We start from the raw sequence: 21,382 nt of genomic DNA, 5'->3' as shown, positions 1-21,382 counted from the left end.
GCTTGACGTGGTGTTCTCCACGAACTAGCAATCCAGGATGGCCGCCGCCCGCCACGGAGCCGCCTCGCTGACGGACGTCCGCAGCGAAGCGGCCCGGCGGCGTGCGTTCGCCGTGATCAGCCATCCGGATGCGGGGAAGTCGACGCTCACCGAGGCGATCGCGTTGCACGCCAATGCGATCAGCCGGGCCGGTGCCGTGCACGGGAAGCCGGGGCGGCGCGGAGTGGTGTCGGACTGGATGGAGCTCGAACGCACGCGCGGCATCTCGATCTCCTCGGCCGTGCTGCAGTTCGCCTATCGCGACAAGGTGATCAACCTCGTCGACACACCAGGACACGCTGACTTCTCAGAGGACACCTACCGTGCTCTGTCCGCAGTGGACTGCGTGGTGATGTTGCTGGATGCCGCGCGAGGACTGGAACCGCAGACCCTCAAGCTCTTCGATGTTTGTCGCGACCGGGGCCTCCCTGTGATCACCTTCATCAACAAGTGGGACCGTCCAGGGCTCGATCCGCTGGCGTTGTGCGACGAACTGGTCCAACGCCTCAACCTGCGACCGATGCCGCTGAACTGGCCGGTAGGCCGAGCAGGGCTCTTCCACGGGCTGCTGGACTGCCGAGACGGGACCTTCGTCCGATACAGCCGCACGGTCGGCGGCGCGACCGCCGCTCCCCAGGAACGGCTGGACCCGCGCACTGCACAACAGGCAGCAGGAGAGGACTGGGTGCGTGCACAGGACGAGGTGAGACTGCTGGCGGAGTCCGGACACACGTTCGACCGCGAGATGTTGCTCAGTGGACAAGCCTCACCGCTGTTCTTCGGAGCGGCAGTGCTGAACCACGGCGTGCGCGAACTGCTCGACTTCCTCGTCGATCTGGCGCCGGCTCCTGAGCCCAGGAGCGACGTGGCCGGGAACCCGAGAGAGCTCGACACGTCCTTCTCGGCGTTCGTGTTCAAAGTGCAGACCGGGATGAATCCTGCTCATCGGGACCAGATCGCGTTCGCTCGCGTGTGCTCCGGTGTGTTCGAGCGGGGAATGGTCGTCACCAACGCCGCCACCGGCAGGCCGTTCGCGACGAAGTACGTCCATCAGGTCTTCGGGCAACAGCGCACGACGCTCGACGTCGCTTATCCCGGCGACGTGATCGGTCTCGTCAACGCGACGGCGCTCAGCGTCGGAGACACGCTCCACGCCGGAAAGCCCGGTGTGGTCTTCCCGCGGCAGCCCGGTTTCGCGCCCGCGCACTTCGCTGTGGCTCGTCCCGCGGATCTCAGTCGTGTGAAGCAGTTCCATCGCGGCATCGCTCAGTTGCAGGCCGAAGGGGTCGTTCAGGTGCTGCGATCCGAGCGGCGGAACAGGGGTGGTGCGGTGGTCGTCGCCGCGGTGGGGATGATGCAGTTCGACGTCGCCGCGTACCGCATGGTGTCCGACTACGGTTCGCCGATCGTGCTCGACCACCTTGAGTACTCGGTCGTGCGCAGGCTCGCTGACCCGCGTCGGCGCCACCTGGTCGACACCGGCACACGCAGTGAGGTGCTGGTTCGGGCGGACGGCACCGAGCTGGCCGTCTTCACCAGTCGCAGCGATCTCGAAGCGCTGCGACGCAAGCACCCGGACCTCGAACTCGCCCGCCTCGTGGCCGGGGTCGACTGATCAAGCAGGGCCACGCCTGCGTGCCTACCTACTGTCGAAAATAGTAGATGCACTCTCCGGTAAACAGGATGTTGACAGCCGCTCCGTAGGATGTCGGCCATGAACGGCACGGCCCGCAGCATGCACAGCGCGCGAGGACACCTCTCGCGGCTGGCCGTCGTTCTGGCCGTGCTCGCCGGGTTGGCCCTGATGGTGGGCGTGCAGTGCACCGACGGCATGTCGATGGCGCACGGCGGCCACGAAACCACTCTCGAACACCCGGTCGCTGCCGGGATGCTCGTGGCTCCGGATCTGGAGACGCCGGGTGGCAGCGACACGGACGGCGCACTCGCCGCTTGCCTGATGCTCATCGTGGCCGTCATCGCCATCGTCGCCGGGTTGAGGCTGCCCGGTTTGCGCAGCTCAGCGGCATCATCGCGGTCTGTTCGCACGGTGCTGGGCGAGGTCGTCCTGCCACGGGCGCCAAGTCTCGCGACACTCTGTCGGTTGCGGATTTAGGAGAGGTCTGCCCGCACCCCGGTTCGGCGCCGAGGTGGCGGGCAACGACGCGCCACCGGAACCTCGGCGCGTCCTCCGGCCTTTCCCGTCCCACCTGGAGGAGCTTTCGTGAATCTTGCTGCTGTCCTGGTCACCGGCTTGTTCGCCGGTGGTGTGTCCTGCGCTGCGGTGCAGGGCGGCCTGCTCACCGGATTGATCACCCGTCAGCGCGCGGCGATCGCCGAACCGGCGGCCCCCGCTCGCCGTGGAAAGAACAAGCAGGCCGCCGCGGTCGCAGAGCGGCGGAACTGGCGCGCCCAGCTGGGTGACGACCTGGCCCCGGTCGGTGGCTTCCTGGCGGGCAAGCTGGTCTCGCACACGCTGCTCGGTGCGTTGCTGGGCGCGCTCGGCAGCGTCGTGGAGCTGTCGGTCGGGCTGCGGACCTGGCTGCAGATCGGTGCCGGTCTGCTGATCATCGTGTTCGGACTGGCGCAGCTCGGGGTGCCAGGCTTCAGTCGCATCGTCATCGAGCCGCCGGTGTCCTGGATGAAGATCGTGCGCAGCCGCGCCCGTTCGCAGGCCGCGTTTGCGCCGGCCTTGCTCGGCTTCGCCACGGTGCTGATCCCGTGCGGGGTCACGCTGTCGGTGGAGGCGTTGGCGCTCGCGTCCGGGTCCGCGTTGTCGGGAGCGGCGACGATGGCCGTGTTCGTGCTCGGCACCGGTCCGCTGTTCGCGATCCTCGGCTACGCCGCGCGCAAAGCGGCCACCGCTTGGAAGGGCAGGCTCGCCGTCGTGACCGGCCTGGTGGTGCTGGCGATGGGCCTGTACACGCTCAACGGAGGCCTGGAACTGGCCGGATCACCCGTGGCGGCAAGCAGGATCGCGCAAGCCTTCGGACCCGCTGACGCTCCCGCCGACACCAATGCTGTGTCCGAGGCGGACGGAAAGCAGACGGTGACGATCACCGCGCGCTCTGATTCCTACAGCCCGTCGAACGTCCAGGTGCGTTCCGGTGTGCCCACGACGCTGGTGGTGGAATCGGTTGGTGCACAGGGGTGCGTGCGGTCCTTCGTCATCCGCGACGAACAGAAGATCCTGCCGGTGAAGGGCGAGACCCGCATCGATCTGGGCGTGCTCCAGCCCGGACGGCTGGACTACGCCTGCGGGATGGGCATGTACACCGGCGTCATCACCATCGTCTGAAAGAGGATCCACTGTGGCCACCACGACACACGTCTTCCGGGTCGAGGGCATGCACTGCGGCAGCTGCGCACTGCTCATCGACGACGCTCTCGAAGACCTGCCTGGCGTCCAAAGCACCCAGACCACCGTCAAGCAAGGGCGCAGCACGGTCGAGCTGGATCCGAGCCAGAGCGCTCCCGAGGACGTGATCCGCGCGATCGAAGAGCTCGGCTACCAGGCCTCGCCGATGTCCTGACGATGTCCAGCGGGCGCCGGGCGGCTCGGGAGAGCCCGCCCGGCGCAACGGGTCATCCTTCGCGGCGGCGGATGACGTTGATGGGGCCGATCGAGTCGATGTCGGCGATCTTCACGGGAACACCCTCGGTCGAGGCGTGCACCGCGCGGACGCTGTCCACCGCCATCGTTGCGCGACACCGCGCGGCCGACTCCGGCCTGGCCGTAGGTGGTGCGGGGGATCGACACGGGCTGTCGCGGTGACGGCCTAAACCTGCAGGTAGCATCCGTCCCCGCGCCGTTTCGACCTGGAGATCACGTGACCGACTTGAGCAAGCTGACCGTGTGCCGTGGCTGCTGCTGTGGCACCGCGGAGAAGCACCCCGGCATCGACCATGAAAGCCAACTGCGCGCGTTGCGCGAGGGCGTCGGTGCCGGGAATGTCAGCGTCGCGAACTGCCTCGACTCGTGCGACTACTCCAATGTCGTGGTCGTTCGCCCCGCGCCGGCGGCGCGTGCACAAGGAGCCCGTCCTGCCTGGTTCGGCGGAGTTCTCGGCGAGGAGGCGACGCGGGACATCCTCGCGTGGGTCGCTGCGGGCGGCCCAGGTCGCGCCGCCATGCCCGACGGCCTCGTGGCCCGTGTGATCGACCGGAAGGCGCTGCCCGAAGTTGACGAGGACGCTGTCGAGACTGGCGAGTAGATCCGCCGCTTTCTACTATTCTAAATAGTAGGATTGTTCAGGTGTGGATTGACGGCAAGACGGATACAACCCGGTAGCGACCGTGGCGGCGGCACACCAGGCCGCACGCTGTGCTCGGGCTGCTCCCGGTCGGGTGCTGGTCGGTGAGTCTCGTCCTGGACTTCGCCTCCCGCTCGGCCGTCGACCCGGCGCCAGATGTTCGAGCGGCCACCTCGCTGATCGGGTGGGGGCTGTTGGCCGCGGGTGTCGCCGCAGTGGCCGGGTTCCTCGACTCACTGCCGATTCCCGCGCACACCAAGACCTTTCGCTTGGCTCTCGTCCATTTCGGACTGATGACCGCAGCCTTCATCACCTTCCTCTCCGGCTATGTGCTGAGGAAGGCCGAGCCTCTCGACCAGCCCGTCGGGATGCAGGCGCTCGTGGTGTCGTTGATCGGCGCGTTGTTCCTCGTGGCGGGCGTGGTCAGCGGAGCGCTGCTGGCACATCGGCGCGTCTGAGCCGGCGATCGACCAGTCGGGACGCACAACCGCACTGATACCGGACGCCGATTGCGCGATGGCTGTCAGGGGCTGATCAATCTCTTTCCACAGTGGACTTTCACGGCACTGCCAGGTAGCTCAGCAGCAGGCCGGCCGCCCCGGCCAGGAGGATCGACCCGGCCCACAGCTCGACCGGCCACTCGATCCGGTCGGTCAGCGCCAGGGTGAGGAAGTACAGGGCGTAGAGCACGGCCGGAACGGTTCCGCCCACGACCCGCAGCGCGGCAGGCCGGTCGGAGCTCGGCCGCACCCGGCGGACGACCAGATCGCCGAACAGTCCGGCGAGCAGGACCGCCGGGACGAGTTGCTCGGTGCCGTGGACAACGCTGCCGGGCACGATGCTGAGCGCGTAGAGCAGTGTCACGGCGCCGAACGGCGGGCGCCATCTGCGGACGAGCAGCAGGATGGTGCCGATGGTGACCGTCGTCGTCACGAGAACGCCGGAAACACCGATCATTTGTCCGGCCTCGGCGGGAACCTCGGCACCGGAGGACAGCTGGGTCGCGGTGCGGCCGGTCGGCCACAGGTTGCTGAACACGCTGCCGAACTCCGCGAAGAACCCGATCAGCGACGACGTCAGGATCAGCGAGACGAGTGCCGGCAGTGGTGCTACCTCGTCGCGGGAGGTGAGCCACGCTGACCGGAGCGGGCCGGAGAAGATCAAGACGCCGCTGAACAGCAACAGCAGGTGCGTCGGGCTGAGCGCCGCCTCCAGGTCCACTTCGATGCCGAAGATCATGTGCCAGGTCATGTCCGCCGCGGCGCCGACCAGGAACAGCGCCACCCCCAGCAACGACGGCCCGTAACCCGGCGGGATCTCCAACGGACGGGTGGAACGCCAGGACCGGACGACAGGGGAGAGCAGGATCGCGGCCAGCACCGCGAAACCGGTGTAGAGAACGGCATGCCACGGTGTGAACGGCGATTCCAGCACAGAGCTCACGTTGTGGTGAGCCCATCCGTCGAGCATGATCCCGCCGAAGAGCAGTGCCGAGCCGCCGGCCACCGCCCAGTCGAAGCGGTTTGAGACATCCACGTGTTGCCCGGTCGCGTACATGTGCCGCTCCTTCCCTCGCTTTGACCGCAAGGGATGGCTTCGGTTACGTGCCTATCTCTTATGTTCCATAGTATTTGAGGTGGCTCTAACGAGCCAGGAAGTCGGTGATGCGGTTCGTCCAGGTCTGCACGTCCGGGACCGTGTGCGACACGTGCAGGGTCGATTCGGGCAGCAGTTCGTGGAGCCGTTCGGCGGTCGAGACGGGGTGCAGCGGGTCGGTGTCCCACGTGAGGATCAGAGCCGGGTGAGGCAGGGCTGCAATCTCCTCTGGCGCGGGGAGGTCCGACTCGCCGATGCCGCGCAGGATCGGGGCGAGCAGCTCGTCCGGGATGTCGGGCGTGAGGTCGAAGGCCGGGTAGTCGGCGAAGATCGGCAGAGGTTCCCTGCGCGCCCACTCCTGCCGCCAGTGCGCGGCGCCACGCGACTCGATGACCTCGGCGTTGTCGGTGTACCACTGCCGTGCCTGGTTGGGTCCTTCTTCCCATGCCACCGGCGGGATGATCAGCACGAGGCGGCGGAAGCGCTCTGGGGCGATGATGGCGGCGCGCAACGCGACGGCGCAGCCCAGCGAGGAGCCCATGAAGTCGATCGGCTCGTCGAGGCGCAGCTCGTCCAGCAGGGCGAACAGGTCCAGGGTGAAGTTCTCGAAGCGGTGGTCGTCCGCGATCGGGCGACCGGTCGAGTGGCCGTGGCCGCGTTGGTCGTAGGTCAGCAGCTGACGGCCGGCCGCGAGGGTGTCGAAGTCGAGGAGATGAAGTCGCCGCACGGCCGCGCGGCTGAGGAAGACGCCGTGCGCATAGCCGAGCACTGGTCCGGATCCGACGAGCTCGTACGCGATCTTCGCGCCCGCCCTGGTGACATACCTGTCCTGCATCACTGCCCCCTCAGTGTGGAAGTGGTCCGGCTCGCGGATGCGCGAGCCGGACCACGGATCAGACGGTCTGCTTGTTCGCGCTGCGGAAGCCCCGCAGACGCAGGCTGTTGCTCACCACGAACACCGAGGAGAACGCCATCGCGGCCCCGGCGATCATCGGGTTGAGCAGGCCGAGCGCGGCCAGCGGCAGTGCGGCCACGTTGTAGGCGAAGGCCCAGAACAGGTTGCCCTTGATGGTGCCGAGCGTCCGGCGCGACAGGCGGATCGCGTCGACCGCCGCACGCAGGTCACCACGCACGAGCGTGAGGTCGCTGGCCTCGATGGCGACGTCCGTGCCGGTGCCCATCGCGAGCCCGAGGTCGGCCTGGGCCAGCGCCGCAGCGTCGTTCACGCCGTCGCCGACCATCGCGACCACGCGGCCCTCGGCCTGCAGGCGCTTGACCACATCGACCTTGTCCTTGGGCAGCACCTCGGCGATGACCTCGTCGATCCCGACCTCGGCGGCCACGGCTTTGGCAACCGCTTCGTTGTCACCGGTCAACAGCACCGGCCGCAGTCCGAGACCACGCAGGCCCGCGATCGCCTCGGCCGAGGTGGGCTTGACCGTGTCGGCCACGACCAGCACCCCGCGCGCTTCGCCGTCCCATGCCACCAGCACGGCGGTGCGGCCCTTGTCCTCCGCTTCCTTCTGCGCGGTGGTGAGCTCTTCGCTGAGCCGGACGCTCCACTCTTCGAGCAGTCGAGCGCGGCCGACCAGGACGGCGTGCTCGCCGACGACTCCCTGCACGCCGAGGCCTTCCAGGTTCTGGAAGCCCTCGACCTCAGGCAGTTCGCCGACGCGTTCGGTGGCGCCGGTGGCGATCGCCCTGGCGATCGGGTGCTCGGAGGCGTGTTCCAGCGCACCGGCCAGGCGCAGTACCTCTTCCTCGCTCACGCCGTCTGCGGCGTGGACCTCGACCAGGCTCATCTGGCCGGTCGTCACGGTTCCGGTCTTGTCCAGCACGACGGTGTCGACCCGCCGAGTGGACTCCAAGACTTCCGGACCCTTGATCAGGATGCCCAGTTGTGCTCCACGGCCAGTGCCGACCAGCAACGCGGTGGGAGTGGCCAGACCGAGTGCGCATGGGCAAGCAATGATCAGCACCGCCACGGCCGCGGTGAACGCCGCCGAGGCACCCGTACCCGCGCCCAGCCAGAACGCCAGCGTTCCGACGGCGAGTGCGATCACGATGGGCACGAAGACCGCGGAGACCCGGTCGGCCAGGCGCTGGATCTCCGCCTTGCCGCTCTGCGCGTCCTCGACGAGCTTCGCCATCTGCGCGAGCTGAGTGTCCGCGCCGATGCGCGTCGCACGCACGACCAGCCGCCCGCCCGCGTTGACCGTGGCGCCGACGACCGCGTCACCGGTGGTGACCTCGACGGGCACCGACTCGCCGGTGAGCATGCTCGCGTCGATCGCCGAGCTGCCCTCCTCGATCACGCCATCGGTGGCGATCTTCTCGCCCGGTCGCACGACGAACCGGTCGCCGACCTTCAGGTCGTCGATGCTGATGCGCTGCTCGCGACCGTCACGCAGCACCGCGACGTCCTTCGCGCCGAGTTCCAGCAGGGCGCGCAGTGCCGCACCGGCGCGACGCTTGGACCGGGCCTCGAAGTAGCGGCCCGCGAGGATGAACGTGGTCACGCCCGCGGCGACTTCGAGATAGATGTTGCCCGCGCCGGACATCCGCTCGATCGTCAGCGAGAAGCCGTGCGTCATGCCCGGCGTGCCCGCGGTGCCGAGGAACAGCGCGTACAGCGACCACAGGAACGCCGCGCCGACGCCGATGGAGATCAGCGTGTCCATCGTGGCTGCGCCGTGCCGCAGGTTGGTCCACGCCGCCTTGTGGAACGGCCACGCACCCCACGCCACGACGGGTGCGGCAAGCGTGAGCGATAGCCACTGCCAGTAGGTGAACTGCAGTGCCGGGATCATGGCGAGCGCGATCACCGGCACGGTGAGCACCACCGAGGTGATCAACCGCTGCCGCAACGACCGCGTCGGATCTACTTCGACCTGTTCCGTGCTCTTGTCGGCCTGCGGGGGAGCGGGAAGCTCGGCCGTGTAGCCGGTGTTCTCGACGACCTTGACCAGGTCTTCGGCGGTCAGCGACTCGGGGAAGCTGACCCTGGCCTTCTCCGTGGCGTAGTTGACGCTGGCCTGGACGCCTTCGAGCTTGTTCAGCTTGCGCTCGATCCGCGCGGCGCAGGAGGCGCAGGTCATGCCGCCGATCGACAGCTCGATCTCACTTGTCGGTGAACTCATGGAGCGCGCCTCCTCAAGGGTGCCGGGCTCAGCCACCGTGACCGCCGTGGTCGTCGGCAGGCGGGGTGGCCGGAGCGGACGTGGCCGTGGACGTGGAAGGTGTGGACGGGGCGGGGGCGGCTCCGGTGGTGCCGAGGCTGAACTCGGCGGTGCGGACCTTGCCCTCGTGCTGGAAGTCCAGGAACAGGCGGTAGCGACCGGAGGTCGGGACCTCGACCATGAACTTCACCTCAGGGCCGGCGCCCGGTGCGTCCATCGGGTGGACGTGCAGGTAGGCGAGGTCGGCCGAGCGCAGTGCCACCAGGTGGCCGTTCGCGCCCAGGTACGGCTGCAGGTCCGTGGCCGGCTTGCCGCCCTTCGTCACGGTCGTGGTTACCATGGACTCCGCGCCGGGCTTGAGTTCCCCGTCGAGGCGCACCGTGTAACCGTCCACTGTGAATTCACGTGTGTCGGAGTCGTACTGCTTCGGCTCGTAAGTACCGGCGACCTGGATGTCCGTGCCGAGCGTGGTCTTGGTGCCGTTCTCCGGCTTGAAATCGGCGAAGACCCGGTAGCTGCCGGCGGTGGGCAGGGTCAGCGGAACAGACCACGTTCCGTCCGCGGCCATCTCCGGGTGCACGTGCTGGAAGCCGGAACCGTCCCGGCGCACCAGAACGAGGTGCAATCGCTTCTCGTGCTCCACGTCGAACTTCGTGACCGTGCCGCCGTCGGCGGTGCCGATCGTGAACTGGAACGGCTGCTGCTCGCCGGCGGTCGCCGTGGTGCGCAACGGCTTGAGCACGTAGCCGTTCTCCGCTACGGAGAGACCGGGCGGCAGCTTGTCGCCGGTGTTGCTGGAGGTGGACTGCGCGGCGCCGTGGTCCATCGCGGCGGGCGCAGGCGCGTCGCCGAGCGGTCCGACAGCGGCGCCGGCGGCCCATGCGCCGCCGAAGACGATCGCCAGCACGCCCGCGTAGGCGGTCACCTTCGTGGCGGTGTTCATCTCGGGTCCTTTCAGCTCGCGACGAGCGTGTAGCCGGCCTCGGTGACCGCGGCGCGGACGTCGTCCTCCGCCACCGGCTGGTCGCTGGTGACGGTCACCTGGCCGCTGGACAGCTCGACGTCGACCTTCTGCACGCCGCCGATCTGGCTGATCTCCTCGGTCACCGAACTGACGCAGTGACCGCAGGTCATGCCAGTGACGGTGTAGGTGGACTCGGCCATGGGGAACTCCTCGTGTGCTGGTGGAACTTCGGAATCAGGAGCGGACGAGACGGGCGATGGCGTTGCTGGCCTCGGCGATCTTTTCGTCCGCCTTGGTGCCGCCCTCGGTGATGGCCTCGCTGACGCAGTGCTTCAGGTGCTCGTCGAGCAGTCCCAGTGAGACAGCCTGGAGTGCGCGTGTCGCCGCGGAGATCTGGGTGAGCACGTCGATGCAGTAGTCGTCGTTCTCGATCATCCGCTGCAGACCGCGCACCTGGCCCTCGATGCGCTTCAGGCGCCGCAGGTGGGCCTCTTTGTTGTCGGTGTAGCCGTGCATCTACCGCTCCTGTCGATCGGTCCGTCGCGCGGCCGGTCGCAACTGACCGGGGGAACGACGGGCGCTTGCCGTCTTTTATACCTAAGGGGGGTATGGGTGTGCAAGGGTTGGTGGTGATACGGGGTAGGGGTATCAACTGTGACCCGAGGCACGTGCCGGAGGCGTTGTGATCGAAGCCCGTCGCCGAAGTGGCTACTATGCATCTTAGTAGATGATTTTGGAGGACGTCATGACTGCTCAGCCCGCATCCTTCGGCCGCCGGGACCTCTTCCGGCTCGGCTTCGGTCTCGCGGTTGCCGCAGGCGCCGCGGGCTGCGCGAGCAGCGGCGGGTCCTCCGGCGGTGGAAACCTCATCGGTCCCAAATCTCCGAAAGTGGAAGCCGCCGAGCGGGCCCGCCAGATCGCGGGTGCGCGCAAGACGTCGATCAAGCTCGCCGCGGTCCAGTCCGAGGTCGACCTGGGCGGCATCACGGCGAGCACCTGGTCGTACGGAGACCTCCCCGGCAAGGAGATCAGGATCAGGCGCGGTGACCTGTTGAACGTCGAGCTGCGCAACCAGTTGCCGCAGCCGACGAGCATCCATTGGCACGGCCTTGCGCTGCGCAACGACATGGACGGCGTGCCGGGCCTCACTCAGAGCGAGATCGTGCCGGGTGGGTCCTTCACCTACGAGTTCACCGCACCAGACCCCGGAACCTATTGGTTCCACCCGCATTCGGGGGTCCAACTCGACCGCGGCCTGTACGCGCCGTTGATCGTGGAGGACCCGGAGGACGGGGGGAACTACGACACCGAACTGGTCGTCGTGCTCGACGACTGGCTCGACGGACTCGGCCGGACGCCGGATGCCGTGTTCGACGAGCTGCGGGCCAACGGCATGCCCGGCATGGACCACGGCTCGATGCCCGGCATGCCCTCCATGCCCAAGTCCGAGTTGCTCGGGGGCGACGCCGGCGACGTCATCTATCCGCACGTGCTCGCCAACGGCAAGGTGTGGAAGGCCCCGCAGACCTTCGCCACCAAGCCGGGGCAGCGCATCCGGTTGAGGCTGATCAACGCTGCGGCCGACACGGTGTTCCGGCTCGGCGTGCCAGGCGTGCCGATGACCGTGACCCACGCGGACGGCTTCCCCGTGGTGCCGGTAGAGCTGGACGTCGTGCTGCTGGGCATGGGGGAGCGGCTCGACTGCGTCGTGACCGTGCCTGATCGGACGGTGCCCGTGCTCGCTCTCGCCGAGGGCCGCGGTTTGTTCGCTCAAGTGATGCTGTCGACCGGAGTGGCGGCGTCAGTGGGCAGCGAAGCGCTCGCTGCGGAACTGGCGAAGCTGGTCGTGCCGGAGATGAACGCACTCCGGGCGGCGGACAGCGTCGCTCTGCCGCTGCGCGAGCCGGACGTGACCCACGACCTCGTCCTGGAAGGCCCCGGCGACAAGTACACCTGGACGATCAACGGCAAGGCGTACGACCCGACCGACGGGCTGCCGATCCGCTCCGGGCAGGTGGTGCGGTTGCGGATGAAGAACAAGTCGCAGATGTTCCATCCCATGCACGTGCACGGCCACACGTTCCAGATGCGGGCGAACGGTAAGATCGGCCCTCGCCGCGACACCGCGATCGTGTTGCCCAATCGGGAACTGATCGTGGACTTCGATGCCGACAACCCCGGCCAATGGCTCACTCACTGCCACAACGTGTACCACGGCGAGGCGGGCATGATGGCAGTGCTGTCCTATGTGGAGTGACAGTCACTGTCCGGTGGGATAAGGCCAGGCGTTGGGCTTGCACACCTTGCCGTCCTTGCTCACCCGGTCAGTGCCCAACGCGGCCAGGTAGTCGTTGGAGATACCCCACGACTGCTGCATCATCACGGGTGCCAGCGCGCCGTTCTCCTGGCAGGCCTTGTGGTCGTAACCCAGGCCGTGGCCGACCTCGTGGTTGACCACGTACTGCTTGTACTCCACCAGGGCACCCTGGAACGAGACCGCACCCCGTACCCAGCGTGCGACGTTGATCGTCACGTTGTCCCCGTTGACGCACGAGCCCTCGAACGGGATCGCGAACCCGCACACGTCCCGCGTGGTCATCTGCGAGGTGAGCCTGATCCGCAGGTCCGGCTTGCCTGAGTCGACGCGCTGGAAGCCGTGCTTTCCATCGCCGATCCAGCTGCGCGGGTCGGCGAGGATCGTGCTGACGTCGGCGGCGAAGGTCTCGGGGCCGCCGACGAGCTGAACGCCGTCCTCGATCTCGACGGTGTAGGTGACCCTGCTGGGGCCGCCCACCGCGGGGCTGGTTCCGGGAACGACCGTCCACCGCTTCGCGCCTTGGACGGTGAAGTCTCCACCGGGCGGGAGTTCGGCGGATGCCTTCACCGCGTCGAAGACCTTCGGATCGGGATTCGGCGCGGGAGGTGTCCGGTTGGTGAGCGCGTGCCCGGCTTGGTCGTGCGCGACGACACTGGGCTGATCGAGGTCCTGGGTAGGAGCTGCCGTCTCGGAAGGCGGAGGCGTCAACGTGTCACGTACAGCCACGGCACTGAGTCCGAACAGGACGAGCACAGCGACGGCCGCCGCGATCCACTCCCGGACCGGACGTCGACGAGGGCGCCGGGCTGAACGGCCGCGGACCGGATCCAGCCTGGCGACCAGCGGCCTGCCGGCCGGTCGTTCGCGCAGCTGTTGCTTCATCGCGCAACAGCATGTCACAGCACCTACGAAGGTCCGTAGTAGGGAGAGAGGACGGTCACCGGAGAAGATCGCCGTCGAACATCGGCAGTGGTCGGCTGTCGCCCTGCCTCCTACTACACGTATTCGTAGGTTATGAGGTCCTCCGCTTACCATCGAACGCCCGAACCAGACGGAAGTGTGGGTTGTTCATGCGTGAGGTGCGTGCGATCGCACTTGTGGTGCTGGTTGTCGCCCTGGTCGTCGTTTCGTTCATGGTGGATCTGCCCGGCGGGACGAGATCCGTTCCTGGATCCGCGGGGCAGGTGCGTGGGCGCCGTTCGCGTTCCTGTTGTTGTGTGCTGGGGGAACCGCTGCGTTCTTCCCGAAACCCGTGCTCGCCACCGCCTCCGGCCTGCTGTTCGGCGTGCTGCCCGGAGCCGCCCTCGCCGTCGCCGGGTTCATCGCGGGCGCGGTGATCTCCTTCGGGATCGGCAGGTTGCAGGGGCGGGAGGCGGTGGCGCGGTGGCTCGGCGGCGGCCGCATGCGCACCCTGGACGATGTGTTCGCCAAGAACGGTTTGGCCGCGACCCTCGTGCTGCGGCTGTTGCCGGTGATCCCGTTCGCCGCGTCGAACTACGGCGCCGGTGTGACGGCTGTGCGTCCGGTGCTGTTCGTGCTGGGCACCGCTCTCGGGCTCGTGCCCACCACGCTGGTCGCCGCGTTGCTGGGCGATGCCGTGCTGGACTTCGGGTCGCCGCGCTCGATCGCAGCTCTGGCCGCCTGGTTGGTGCTCGGAGTCGCGGGAGTGTTGTGGGGCCGCAATCTTCTCCGTCGTGCCGGCGCCACCTCATAGGTTACTATTCTGAATAGTAGATAGTGGCGGGGGTGTCGATGGATGACGCTCAGGTGCAGACCTGGTCGTGGAGTTGGACTCGCGCGGTCACCGGTGCGGTGTTGAGCGCTGCCGTGGTCGGGGTGCCGACCGACGTCATCGACAACTCGATGTTCACGCGGATGACCCCGGTCCGGTGGTGGGAGCCGCCCGTGCTCCTGTTCACGGCGGTCCTCACGGCTGTGTGGGCGGGAATCCGGTCCTGTGGTCAGCAGGACGGCAGCGGGTCCGTCCGCGTCTGCGGTGGCTCGCTGCTCAGCGCGCTCGCGGTGGGATGTCCCGTGTGCAACAAGATCGTCATGGCGTTGCTGGGCGTGTCCGGGGCGCTCGGCGTCTGGGCTCCTCTGCAACCCTTGCTCGCCTTGGCGTCGCTGGCCGTGCTCGCAACGGCCGTGGCCGTGCGGTGGCGACGACGCGAGTGCACTGCCGTTGCGTGTTCACCCATAGGGGCCTAGTGGACCGGATGTACTACTCGTGATAGTAAGTCACGAGTTGTTGCCCGGCAGGAGGCTTCATGAGGGTGCCGCACGTTGTGCTTGCGGTGTGCGTGGTCGCCTTGGCGGCCTTCCTGACGATCCAACTCGTGTTCGTGTTGCCTTTCATGGTCCGCAACACCAACCAGGGTGCGGTCGCTGGAGCGGCGACGGGGCAGGTCACCTTCGACATCACCAAGATCCCGCCGCTGGCTCGGGAAATGGCTCCGATCATCACGTCGTTCGTCGCCGCGGACTGTCCGGAGCTCAACCCGTTGCGGGTCATCGCCGAAGTGCAGGCCGAGTCGGGCTGGCGGCCGACCGCGTGGAGCAACGACAGCAACGGTGGTGCGGCGGGACTGCTCCAGATCAACCAGGCGAACTGGAAGAACCTCGGCGGACAGCCGTGGACGAGCGTTCCACCTCCGTCCGGAGCGGACATCTACGATCCGTCCATCCACATGAGACTCGGGCTGAAGTTCCTGTGCAGCAACCTGCGCGGAATGACCGCGCACATCAAGCAGACGGGTAAACCACTCGATCCTCACGACGCGATGAGCGTGTGCCACATCGCCGGCTGCGGCCGGGTGTTGCTGAGCCGCACTGGTATTCCTCAGTCAGGCGAAGCGGGATGCGGTGATGAGTGCGTGTCCCTCATCCGCCGCTACCTCGACAACATCCGCAAGTACGAACGCGAGTGGGCCGCTGCCGAGACCGCACCAGCCGGTGATGGGGGACCGGTGCCAGGGGGTGCGGATCTCACCGGGCTGCCCGCTCCGGTGCCCTACACCGGGCCGCCGACGGGATGCGTCGTCGACGACCCCACGACAGCGGGATGTCTCACCGCGGCAACCGCCCACGCGTTGCAACAGATCCGCAGCGCCTTCGGGCCGCAGATCGCCTCGGTCACCTGCTACGGCGCGCGACCGGAGACACCGTTCAGCGACCATCCCACCGGCAAGGCCTGCGACGTGTTCCCGGACCGGTTCGGTGTGTTTCCCGCCGGCGAGCGGCTGGCAGCGGGCTGGCGGATGGCTTCCTGGGCGCGGGCCTACGCCGGCCCGCTGAAGATCCGTTACATCATCTGGCAGGGGCGCTACTGGGATCCGACCACCGGCGACCAGGGTGGGTGGGGCGAGAAGTACACCGGCGCGGGTGTGTACGACGTCACCAATCCCACTGGCGGTCACTACGACCACCTGCACATCAGCTTCACCGCGTGATCGAGGAGCACCGCGATGGCAGCCGGCAGTCCAAGAGGCGTTCTGTTGGCCGTACTGGCTGCGGGTGGTCTGCTGCTGGTGTCCGTGCTGATCGACAGGGACACCAACGGAGAACAGCCACCGGTGGCCACGTCTGCTCCACCGTCGTCGCAAGCTCCGCCGACGACCGAGGAGCCTGTCGGGCCTGCTGCTCGATCCGCGATAGGCGAAACACCACCGGCGCCGCTCTCGGAGACACCGTCAGCAGCGGCGGGTACGAACTTCGCCGATCCCCGGTCTGTGGCGAAGACCTACCTCGAGGCCGCGCACTCGGCTGAGCCGGACGAGCTCGGTCGCGCCAACCGCCGGGTGCTGCCGTACCTCGCGCCCGAGAACCCTGACAACCCGCGTGGCTCGCTGGTCGTCGAGGCGACCGGCAAGGCGGTCGTGATCAGCGTGGAGGTGGCTGCCGGCAACGAGGAGCAGTCGGCGGCGACCACGAAGGCGACGTGGCGATCAGGCGACGGCCGGCTCCGCGAAACGTTCGTCACGCTGCGCCGTCAAGCTGACGGGCGCTGGCTCGTCATGGCCGAGATGGCGCGGCTGCAGCCTGCCGACCGGTGAACGATCTGATCAGGCCGGGCAGGCGACGGTCACCACGGCGAACATCGCGCCCACAGCGACCAGGACGGGAAGCATCATCGCGGTGACGCCCGCCAGCCCGCAGGAGAACAGCTGACGCCGTCGGCTTGCCGGAGCAGGTCCGTCGAGCAGCCGCTCGACGCGCACGTCCATGGAGGTACCGCTCATCGCCAGGGCCGTGCCCGGCGCACCGTGGCGGGACACCTTGAGCAGGGCGCTGCGCACCGCGTCCGCGCCGCATTCGCGGACAGCCGCGGCGTCCGCGACCAGTTCCACCAGCTCACGCAGTACCCCAGGGGCCAGCTTGAACAGCGGCAGGAACGGGAATGCGCCGGCCATCGCCTCGCCGATCGCGACGATCAGGTGATGACGACCGGTCAGGTGGGCGCGTTCGTGCGCGAGCACGGCATCGACCTGAGGAGCGGTGAGCTGCTTGGTCAGGCCGTCCGTCGCGACGATGACACCAGGGCGCCCGGTGAGGCTGAACGCCAGCGGTTCATCGTGCTCGAGCCACAACATCTCGCCGTCGCGACGTGCGGCGATGCGCAGGACCGCGAGGTGGTCGGCACGTCTGCGTGCACGTCGTCGCGCGCTGCCCAACGCACCGACGACCAGGCGCACGCTGAGGCCGAGCAGCAGCAAGGCGCCCACGACGCCGCTGACTGCCTCGACGCTGGGCGGAGTGCCGTGCCGGACCGAGGACCAGCAGTTGTCCAGCGCGGCGAGCAGGGTCTCCCCGAACCCGTGGTTCGGGAGAAGGAGGAGAACAACGCCGCCGAGCGTGGTGAGAGCTACTGCCGCCGCCGACGTCAGCCACGCGACCACCGCGACCAGTGGATCGCCGCCGTTGACGACGCGGCGTGCCAGGACCGTGGGTGCGAACCAGCTCATCAGCGCCGCGCCGATCAGCAGCGAGACCGCGACCGTCATGAGGCGGAGGACCTCTTCTTCTTCGGTAGTGCTCGGCGCAGGAGCTCGGACTCGCGCTCCGTCGCCGACTGCGCGAAGTGCATCAGCACGGCTTCAGGATCTCCTGAGGAGACGAGTACATCTCGGACGGTGCGGGCAGCCGCCTCTGCACGACTCAGCGCAGGCTCGTACCGGTACGCCTTGCCTTCGAGCTCGCGAGTGACCCAGCCCTTGCGGTGCAGGTTGTCGAGCACGGTCATCACGGTGGTGTACGCGAGCTTCTTTCCCGTTTCGAGCCGGTCGAGCACCTCGCGCACCTTGAGCGGGTGCCCCTGCCACAGGACATTCATCACCGCGGCTTCCAACTCGCCAAGTCCGTGCATCGTTCCTCCTGGCAGAGAGGATACGGCAGGAACGGCCGGTTCTGACTACGATTCGCTATAGTAGGAAGCGGCTGGGGTCCCCATTCCAGCCTCCATCCTCGCCGAGGAAATTCCCCCAGACTCGGTGAGAACAGCGTTCAGGCCGGGGTTAAATCGCTCTGCCCCGGCCTGAACGTGTTGTTGCTTCTACTTCAACAGCCCCTGCATCTCGGTGATCTCAGCCTGCTGCGCGGCGATGATGTCCTGCGCGAGCTTCTTGCTCTCGGCGTTGCTGCCCTTCTCGATGTGGGTCTTGGCCATGGTGATCGCACCCTCGTGGTGCTTGATCATCATTTCCATCCACATCTTGTCGAACGCGGCGCCGGTGGCCTGCCCGAGCTTAGTCATCTCCTCGGCGGTCATCATGCCGTTGCCGCTGCCCATTGAGCCGTGGTCCATTCCGGGCATCGACGACCCCGTCGGGGAGGCACCCCACTTGGAGAGCCACGCCGTCATCGTCTTGATCTCCGGGTCCTGCGCACCTTCGATGCGCTTCGCGAGATCGGTGACCTTCGGGTTCGTGCTCTTGCCCGGCACCATCTTCGCCATGTCCAGCGCCTGCTGGTGGTGGGCGATCATCTCCTGCGCGAACTGCACGTCGTGATCGTTGTGGTCCGCCGCCTGCTGGCCGGAAGCCGGGGTCGAGGCAGCGGTCGAGTTGTGCTGCATGCCCCCCATGTCGTTGCTGCTGCTGCACCCGGTGACCAGCGCGACAGCCGCAAAGCCGGCAACGATCAGAGACTTCCTCATTGGTGGTTCTTCCTTCTGTGCTGGGGAAAGTGACTGCCTCTGGGGACCAGGCTGATCACAACCTCAACACGCACAGGGAACTGAGCAAGTCGCGACCGCCTCTGGGCGGCGGTCGGTCGGGAGCTCGTGGCCACGCCGCCGACGCGAGGATGCGACCTGCGATCGGGTGCGCCGTGCGCATCAGCAGCACCACGAGCATGAGCAGTGATACGACGGCGCAGAGCACGGCAACGCACAAGTGCAACATCTCGTGCATCGGCTGCGGTGCTGGATCCTCGGACGGCGGCGCGTGGTGCGCGCTCGTGGAAATGGACCCGTGTGTGGGCGACATGTCGTTGCTCACGTTGACGTGGTGCATCCCGACAACACCGAGGAACAGCGCGCACAGCAGGACCCACTGGGTCGTCCTGCCGTGCGTGCTCGGAGCCATGTAACTACCCTACCTAGTAGGTTGCATCACTGCTTTGTACGGGTCAGCGCTCCAACCGGTTCAACTGCCGGCACGCGGTTGAGCGCGTACAGGCACCAGGCGCAGAACACCCCGATCGCAGTCAGGCCCAGCCATGGCAGCGCAGGCACCCCGGCCGTCCGTGCGAGGTCGAGCGCGGTGCCGGTGAACAGGTTTCCCGCGAGGATGCCGACACCCACCACCGTGTTGTAGAGCCCGTAGTGGGTTGCGACCAGCCGATCACCGGACAACGCGACGATCGTGTCCATCTCGAACGGGAACACGACCATCGTGCCGAACGCGATCAGTGTCGCGGACAACAGCACTGGTACGAACACCAGCGGTGCGCTCGACGGTGTGGGCAGTGCCAACGGCAAGAAAGCGATTGCCAGGACCAGCATCCCGATCACCAGTGACCTGTCGGTGCCGTACCGCTGCCGGAACCACCCGGTGACCCGCAACTGCCCGGCGATGGCCATCACACCGGACACCGCGAACAATGCGGCGACCAGCACGGTGCCGCCGACACCGTCGCCCGCAACGCCGCGTGCCTGCAGCGGGAGGGCGAGGTAGATCTGGAAGGACAACACGTACGAGCCGGTCATCGCGGCCGCGAACAGGACGAACCTGCGGTTGCCGAACACGTTGCGCCAGTCCTGCAGCACGGTCCTCCCGGTGGGAGTCGTGGCCTTGGGTGCCGGCAGCGATCGGATCTGCAGCACGGTGAGCACCGCGAACACCACGGCGGCGACCGCGCAGGTGATCGAGAAGTCCACCCCGGTCAGCACCAGCCCGATGAGCGGGCCGACGAGGATTCCGGTCTGGTAGAAGACGTTGAAAAGGGCGAACGCCTCGACCCGCCTGGGCCCGGCGTCCTGTGCGACGTACGCGCGCACCGCCGGGTTGAACAGGGCGCCGGCGAAGCCTGTCGCCGCGGAGGCGATGACGAGCGCGGGCAGCGTGTCCACGAACCCGAGCAGCCCGAAGCCGACTGTCCTCAGTGCACACCCGGCGACGATCAGCGGCTTGTAGCCCAGCCGGTCCGCGAGCGTCCCGCCGAGGAGGAACATGCCCTGCTGCGAGAAGTTGCGCACGCCCAGCACCAGCCCGATCGCCCATCCGGCGAGCGCGAGCTCGCCGGACAGGTGCACGGCGAGGTAGGGCATCAGCATGTAGAAGCCGACGTTGATGCTGAACTGGTTGAGCAACAGCAGTTGCACCGGTCGGTCGAACGACCGGAACTGCTGGAACGTGTTCGTCACGACTGATGCCTCATCGGGTCGGAAACGTTGAGGCAGCGGGTCCATTCGGTGACCTCGCGGTCGCTCGTGGTGGCGATCTCCGCCGGTTCGGGTTGCGGCGTGGTCACGAGCAGGTTGTTCGCCGCGCAGTAGGTGTCGTTGTAGATCGTGTCGAAGTACCGGTGCGGACCGTCCGGGAAGACGGCGGCGATGCGCACGTCGGGATCGTGGGTGCGGGCGAGCCAGCTGGAGACCACCGCCACCGCGCCGACGCTCCACCCGCCACTGGCGTGGTGGTGAGCGGCGAGCTTGCGGCATGCCCACACGGACTCGGCCGGGTTGACCCAGTGCACCTCGTCGAACGCGGGGTAGTCGACGTTGCCCGGGAAGATGCTGGAGCCGAGCCCCCGCATCAGGCGTGGTCGCGCGGGCTGGCCGAAGATCGTCGAACCGATGGTGTCGACGCCGACCAGTCGCAGGTCGGGGAAGTACTCCCGCAGTACTCGTGATACTCCCGCGGAGTGTCCGCCGGTGCCGACGGAGCAGACGAGCACGTCGACGCGGCCGAGCTGCGCGACGAGTTCCAGTGCGAGTGACTCGTAGCCCGTCACGTTGTCGGGGTTGTTGTACTGGTCCGGGCAGTACGAGCCGGGCGTCTCCGCGAGGATCTGCGCGACGCGGTCGCGCCTGGCCTGCTGCCAGCCGCCGGTCGGATGCGGAGCCGGGACGAGATCGACGTGGGCGCCGTGTGCCTGCAGCATCTGCTGCACGATCGGCTCCATGCCGGGATCGGTGACCAGGGTCACCGGGTGGCCGTAGACGATGCCCGCGAGCGCGAGTCCGAGGCCGAGGGTACCGCTGGTTGACTCCACGATGGTGCCACCGGGTGCCAGCTCGCCGCGTTCACGCGCCTTGGCGATCATGTGCAACGCCGGACGGTCCTTCATGCCGCCGGGGTTGAAGCCTTCGAGCTTGGCCCAGAACCCGTGCGGGGACAGGCCGGACAGGTCGTCGATCCACTGGACCGGGGTGTTGCCGACGACCGATGCCGGGGTGTGGCAGAGCGGTGCGGACGACGACGTGAGCATGCGTGCGGGAGGAACGGCCAGCGTGCTGGGCTGGCCCTGGGTGACGAGCATGGTGTCCTCAAGGTTGTGCGCGTGATCCGGGGGTGATCGTGGGCAGCACGAACTGGCG

The 21,382-nt window shown here is 67.6% G+C and carries 24 protein-coding genes; 11 read left to right on the top strand and 13 right to left on the bottom strand.

Annotated elements, in window-relative coordinates:
• Nucleotides 1–37: 37 nt before the first annotated feature.
• From DI276_RS10750 to DI276_RS10720, 6 genes are all read left to right on the top strand, one after another.
• On the top strand, nt 38–1,654 hold the full coding sequence (locus DI276_RS10750; RefSeq protein WP_112263106.1) for a peptide chain release factor 3: 1,617 nt from the start codon (nt 38–40) through the stop codon (nt 1,652–1,654).
• A gap of 99 nt (nt 1,655–1,753) precedes the next feature.
• Complete coding sequence (locus DI276_RS10745; protein ID WP_157984632.1) at nt 1,754–2,152, top strand: hypothetical protein; 399 nt, start codon at nt 1,754–1,756, stop codon at nt 2,150–2,152.
• A gap of 108 nt (nt 2,153–2,260) precedes the next feature.
• Nucleotides 2,261–3,334 (top strand): sulfite exporter TauE/SafE family protein, encoded by a 1,074-nt coding sequence (locus tag DI276_RS10740; protein WP_112263104.1) that lies wholly within the window; start codon nt 2,261–2,263, stop codon nt 3,332–3,334.
• A 13-nt stretch (nt 3,335–3,347) separates the two neighbouring features.
• Nucleotides 3,348–3,569: a heavy-metal-associated domain-containing protein gene (locus tag DI276_RS10735; RefSeq protein ID WP_112263103.1), complete on the top strand. Its 222-nt coding sequence runs from the start codon at nt 3,348–3,350 to the stop codon at nt 3,567–3,569.
• Between the two features lie 297 nt (nt 3,570–3,866).
• Nucleotides 3,867–4,250 (top strand): hypothetical protein, encoded by a 384-nt coding sequence (locus tag DI276_RS10725; RefSeq protein ID WP_198680553.1) that lies wholly within the window; start codon nt 3,867–3,869, stop codon nt 4,248–4,250.
• A 110-nt stretch (nt 4,251–4,360) separates the two neighbouring features.
• A complete protein-coding gene (locus DI276_RS10720) occupies nt 4,361–4,747 on the top strand; it encodes a DUF2231 domain-containing protein (protein WP_112263102.1) in 387 nt (128 codons plus the stop codon).
• 100 nt (nt 4,748–4,847) lie between these two features.
• Here DI276_RS10720 and DI276_RS10715 read toward each other — a convergent pair whose 3' ends face one another.
• The 6 genes from DI276_RS10715 to DI276_RS10690 all read right to left on the bottom strand — a co-directional run bounded on the left by DI276_RS10715 (nt 4,848) and on the right by DI276_RS10690 (nt 10,544).
• Nucleotides 4,848–5,846 (bottom strand): hypothetical protein, encoded by a 999-nt coding sequence (locus DI276_RS10715; protein ID WP_112263101.1) that lies wholly within the window; start codon nt 5,844–5,846, stop codon nt 4,848–4,850.
• An 85-nt stretch (nt 5,847–5,931) separates the two neighbouring features.
• Nucleotides 5,932–6,720 (bottom strand): alpha/beta fold hydrolase, encoded by a 789-nt coding sequence (locus tag DI276_RS10710; RefSeq protein WP_112263358.1) that lies wholly within the window; start codon nt 6,718–6,720, stop codon nt 5,932–5,934.
• A gap of 58 nt (nt 6,721–6,778) precedes the next feature.
• Nucleotides 6,779–9,025 carry a heavy metal translocating P-type ATPase gene (locus DI276_RS10705; protein WP_112263100.1) on the bottom strand — a complete coding sequence of 749 codons (2,247 nt, stop codon included), beginning with the start codon at nt 9,023–9,025 and terminating at the stop codon, nt 6,779–6,781.
• A 28-nt stretch (nt 9,026–9,053) separates the two neighbouring features.
• The gene (locus tag DI276_RS10700) at nt 9,054–10,007 is read right to left on the bottom strand and encodes a hypothetical protein (RefSeq protein ID WP_112263099.1); all 954 of its coding nucleotides are present in this window, start codon (nt 10,005–10,007) and stop codon (nt 9,054–9,056) included.
• Between the two features lie 11 nt (nt 10,008–10,018).
• Nucleotides 10,019–10,228 carry a heavy-metal-associated domain-containing protein gene (locus DI276_RS10695; protein WP_112263098.1) on the bottom strand — a complete coding sequence of 70 codons (210 nt, stop codon included), beginning with the start codon at nt 10,226–10,228 and terminating at the stop codon, nt 10,019–10,021.
• A gap of 34 nt (nt 10,229–10,262) precedes the next feature.
• On the bottom strand, nt 10,263–10,544 hold the full coding sequence (locus DI276_RS10690; RefSeq protein WP_090063762.1) for a metal-sensitive transcriptional regulator: 282 nt from the start codon (nt 10,542–10,544) through the stop codon (nt 10,263–10,265).
• A gap of 229 nt (nt 10,545–10,773) precedes the next feature.
• On the opposite strand from DI276_RS10690, the gene DI276_RS10685 reads away from it, so the two are divergent.
• On the top strand, nt 10,774–12,285 hold the full coding sequence (locus DI276_RS10685) for a multicopper oxidase family protein (RefSeq protein WP_112263357.1): 1,512 nt from the start codon (nt 10,774–10,776) through the stop codon (nt 12,283–12,285).
• 3 nt (nt 12,286–12,288) lie between these two features.
• Here the strand turns inward: DI276_RS10685 and DI276_RS10680 are convergent, their stop codons facing one another.
• Nucleotides 12,289–13,227: a DUF3152 domain-containing protein gene (locus DI276_RS10680; protein WP_157984630.1), complete on the bottom strand. Its 939-nt coding sequence runs from the start codon at nt 13,225–13,227 to the stop codon at nt 12,289–12,291.
• 370 nt (nt 13,228–13,597) lie between these two features.
• On the opposite strand from DI276_RS10680, the gene DI276_RS10675 reads away from it, so the two are divergent.
• Genes DI276_RS10675 through DI276_RS49850 form a run of 4 tightly spaced genes read left to right on the top strand, consistent with a single transcriptional unit; the run spans nt 13,598 to nt 16,397 of the window.
• Nucleotides 13,598–14,059 carry a TVP38/TMEM64 family protein gene (locus DI276_RS10675; protein ID WP_157984629.1) on the top strand — a complete coding sequence of 154 codons (462 nt, stop codon included), beginning with the start codon at nt 13,598–13,600 and terminating at the stop codon, nt 14,057–14,059.
• Nucleotides 14,060–14,097: 38 nt separating this feature from the next.
• Nucleotides 14,098–14,553 carry a hypothetical protein gene (locus DI276_RS10670; protein ID WP_112263356.1) on the top strand — a complete coding sequence of 152 codons (456 nt, stop codon included), beginning with the start codon at nt 14,098–14,100 and terminating at the stop codon, nt 14,551–14,553.
• A gap of 59 nt (nt 14,554–14,612) precedes the next feature.
• On the top strand, nt 14,613–15,794 hold the full coding sequence (locus tag DI276_RS10665; RefSeq protein ID WP_112263095.1) for a transglycosylase SLT domain-containing protein: 1,182 nt from the start codon (nt 14,613–14,615) through the stop codon (nt 15,792–15,794).
• Nucleotides 15,795–15,839: 45 nt separating this feature from the next.
• Nucleotides 15,840–16,397 (top strand): hypothetical protein, encoded by a 558-nt coding sequence (locus tag DI276_RS49850; protein WP_232836573.1) that lies wholly within the window; start codon nt 15,840–15,842, stop codon nt 16,395–16,397.
• A gap of 9 nt (nt 16,398–16,406) precedes the next feature.
• Here the strand turns inward: DI276_RS49850 and DI276_RS10655 are convergent, their stop codons facing one another.
• The 6 genes from DI276_RS10655 to DI276_RS10630 form a co-directional block, all read right to left on the bottom strand.
• Nucleotides 16,407–17,345, bottom strand: coding sequence for a M56 family metallopeptidase (locus tag DI276_RS10655; protein ID WP_112263093.1), 939 nt, complete (start codon nt 17,343–17,345; stop codon nt 16,407–16,409).
• Nucleotides 17,342–17,707: a BlaI/MecI/CopY family transcriptional regulator gene (locus DI276_RS10650; RefSeq protein WP_112263092.1), complete on the bottom strand. Its 366-nt coding sequence runs from the start codon at nt 17,705–17,707 to the stop codon at nt 17,342–17,344. Before DI276_RS10650 ends, DI276_RS10655 begins: the two co-directional genes overlap by 4 nt.
• A gap of 186 nt (nt 17,708–17,893) precedes the next feature.
• The gene (locus DI276_RS10645; protein WP_112263091.1) at nt 17,894–18,496 is read right to left on the bottom strand and encodes a DUF305 domain-containing protein; all 603 of its coding nucleotides are present in this window, start codon (nt 18,494–18,496) and stop codon (nt 17,894–17,896) included.
• 55 nt (nt 18,497–18,551) lie between these two features.
• The gene (locus DI276_RS10640) at nt 18,552–18,926 is read right to left on the bottom strand and encodes a DUF6153 family protein (RefSeq protein ID WP_112263090.1); all 375 of its coding nucleotides are present in this window, start codon (nt 18,924–18,926) and stop codon (nt 18,552–18,554) included.
• A 26-nt stretch (nt 18,927–18,952) separates the two neighbouring features.
• Complete coding sequence (locus tag DI276_RS10635; RefSeq protein WP_232836572.1) at nt 18,953–20,206, bottom strand: MFS transporter; 1,254 nt, start codon at nt 20,204–20,206, stop codon at nt 18,953–18,955.
• Nucleotides 20,203–21,324 (bottom strand): PLP-dependent cysteine synthase family protein, encoded by a 1,122-nt coding sequence (locus DI276_RS10630; RefSeq protein WP_112263088.1) that lies wholly within the window; start codon nt 21,322–21,324, stop codon nt 20,203–20,205. Before DI276_RS10630 ends, DI276_RS10635 begins: the two co-directional genes overlap by 4 nt.
• Nucleotides 21,325–21,382 lie beyond the last annotated feature (58 nt).

It is taken from the genome of Lentzea terrae (genome assembly GCF_003265345.1).
GTDB lineage: Bacteria > Actinomycetota > Actinomycetes > Mycobacteriales > Pseudonocardiaceae > Lentzea > Lentzea terrae.
Note: the sequence above shows the minus strand (reverse complement) of the source record. Positions and strands in the feature narration are given on the sequence as shown.

Bases quoted from the DNA above. Each gene is read 5' to 3' on its own strand.
- DI276_RS10705 (WP_112263100.1), bottom strand. From the start codon at position 9,025: ATGAGTTCACCGACAAGTGAGATCGAGCTGTCGATCGGCGGCATGACC.
- DI276_RS10745 (WP_157984632.1), top strand. From the start codon at position 1,754: ATGAACGGCACGGCCCGCAGCATGCACAGCGCGCGAGGACACCTCTCG.
- DI276_RS10645 (WP_112263091.1), bottom strand. From the start codon at position 18,496: ATGAGGAAGTCTCTGATCGTTGCCGGCTTTGCGGCTGTCGCGCTGGTC.
- DI276_RS10680 (WP_157984630.1), bottom strand. From the start codon at position 13,227: ATGAAGCAACAGCTGCGCGAACGACCGGCCGGCAGGCCGCTGGTCGCC.
- DI276_RS10685 (WP_112263357.1), top strand. From the start codon at position 10,774: ATGACTGCTCAGCCCGCATCCTTCGGCCGCCGGGACCTCTTCCGGCTC.
- DI276_RS10750 (WP_112263106.1), top strand. From the start codon at position 38: ATGGCCGCCGCCCGCCACGGAGCCGCCTCGCTGACGGACGTCCGCAGC.
- DI276_RS10630 (WP_112263088.1), bottom strand. From the start codon at position 21,324: ATGCTCGTCACCCAGGGCCAGCCCAGCACGCTGGCCGTTCCTCCCGCA.
- DI276_RS10715 (WP_112263101.1), bottom strand. From the start codon at position 5,846: ATGTACGCGACCGGGCAACACGTGGATGTCTCAAACCGCTTCGACTGG.
- DI276_RS10655 (WP_112263093.1), bottom strand. From the start codon at position 17,345: ATGACGGTCGCGGTCTCGCTGCTGATCGGCGCGGCGCTGATGAGCTGG.
- DI276_RS10690 (WP_090063762.1), bottom strand. From the start codon at position 10,544: ATGCACGGCTACACCGACAACAAAGAGGCCCACCTGCGGCGCCTGAAG.
- DI276_RS10700 (WP_112263099.1), bottom strand. From the start codon at position 10,007: ATGAACACCGCCACGAAGGTGACCGCCTACGCGGGCGTGCTGGCGATC.
- DI276_RS10665 (WP_112263095.1), top strand. From the start codon at position 14,613: ATGAGGGTGCCGCACGTTGTGCTTGCGGTGTGCGTGGTCGCCTTGGCG.
- DI276_RS10710 (WP_112263358.1), bottom strand. From the start codon at position 6,720: ATGCAGGACAGGTATGTCACCAGGGCGGGCGCGAAGATCGCGTACGAG.
- DI276_RS10640 (WP_112263090.1), bottom strand. From the start codon at position 18,926: ATGGCTCCGAGCACGCACGGCAGGACGACCCAGTGGGTCCTGCTGTGC.
- DI276_RS10670 (WP_112263356.1), top strand. From the start codon at position 14,098: ATGGATGACGCTCAGGTGCAGACCTGGTCGTGGAGTTGGACTCGCGCG.
- DI276_RS10695 (WP_112263098.1), bottom strand. From the start codon at position 10,228: ATGGCCGAGTCCACCTACACCGTCACTGGCATGACCTGCGGTCACTGC.
- DI276_RS10650 (WP_112263092.1), bottom strand. From the start codon at position 17,707: ATGCACGGACTTGGCGAGTTGGAAGCCGCGGTGATGAATGTCCTGTGG.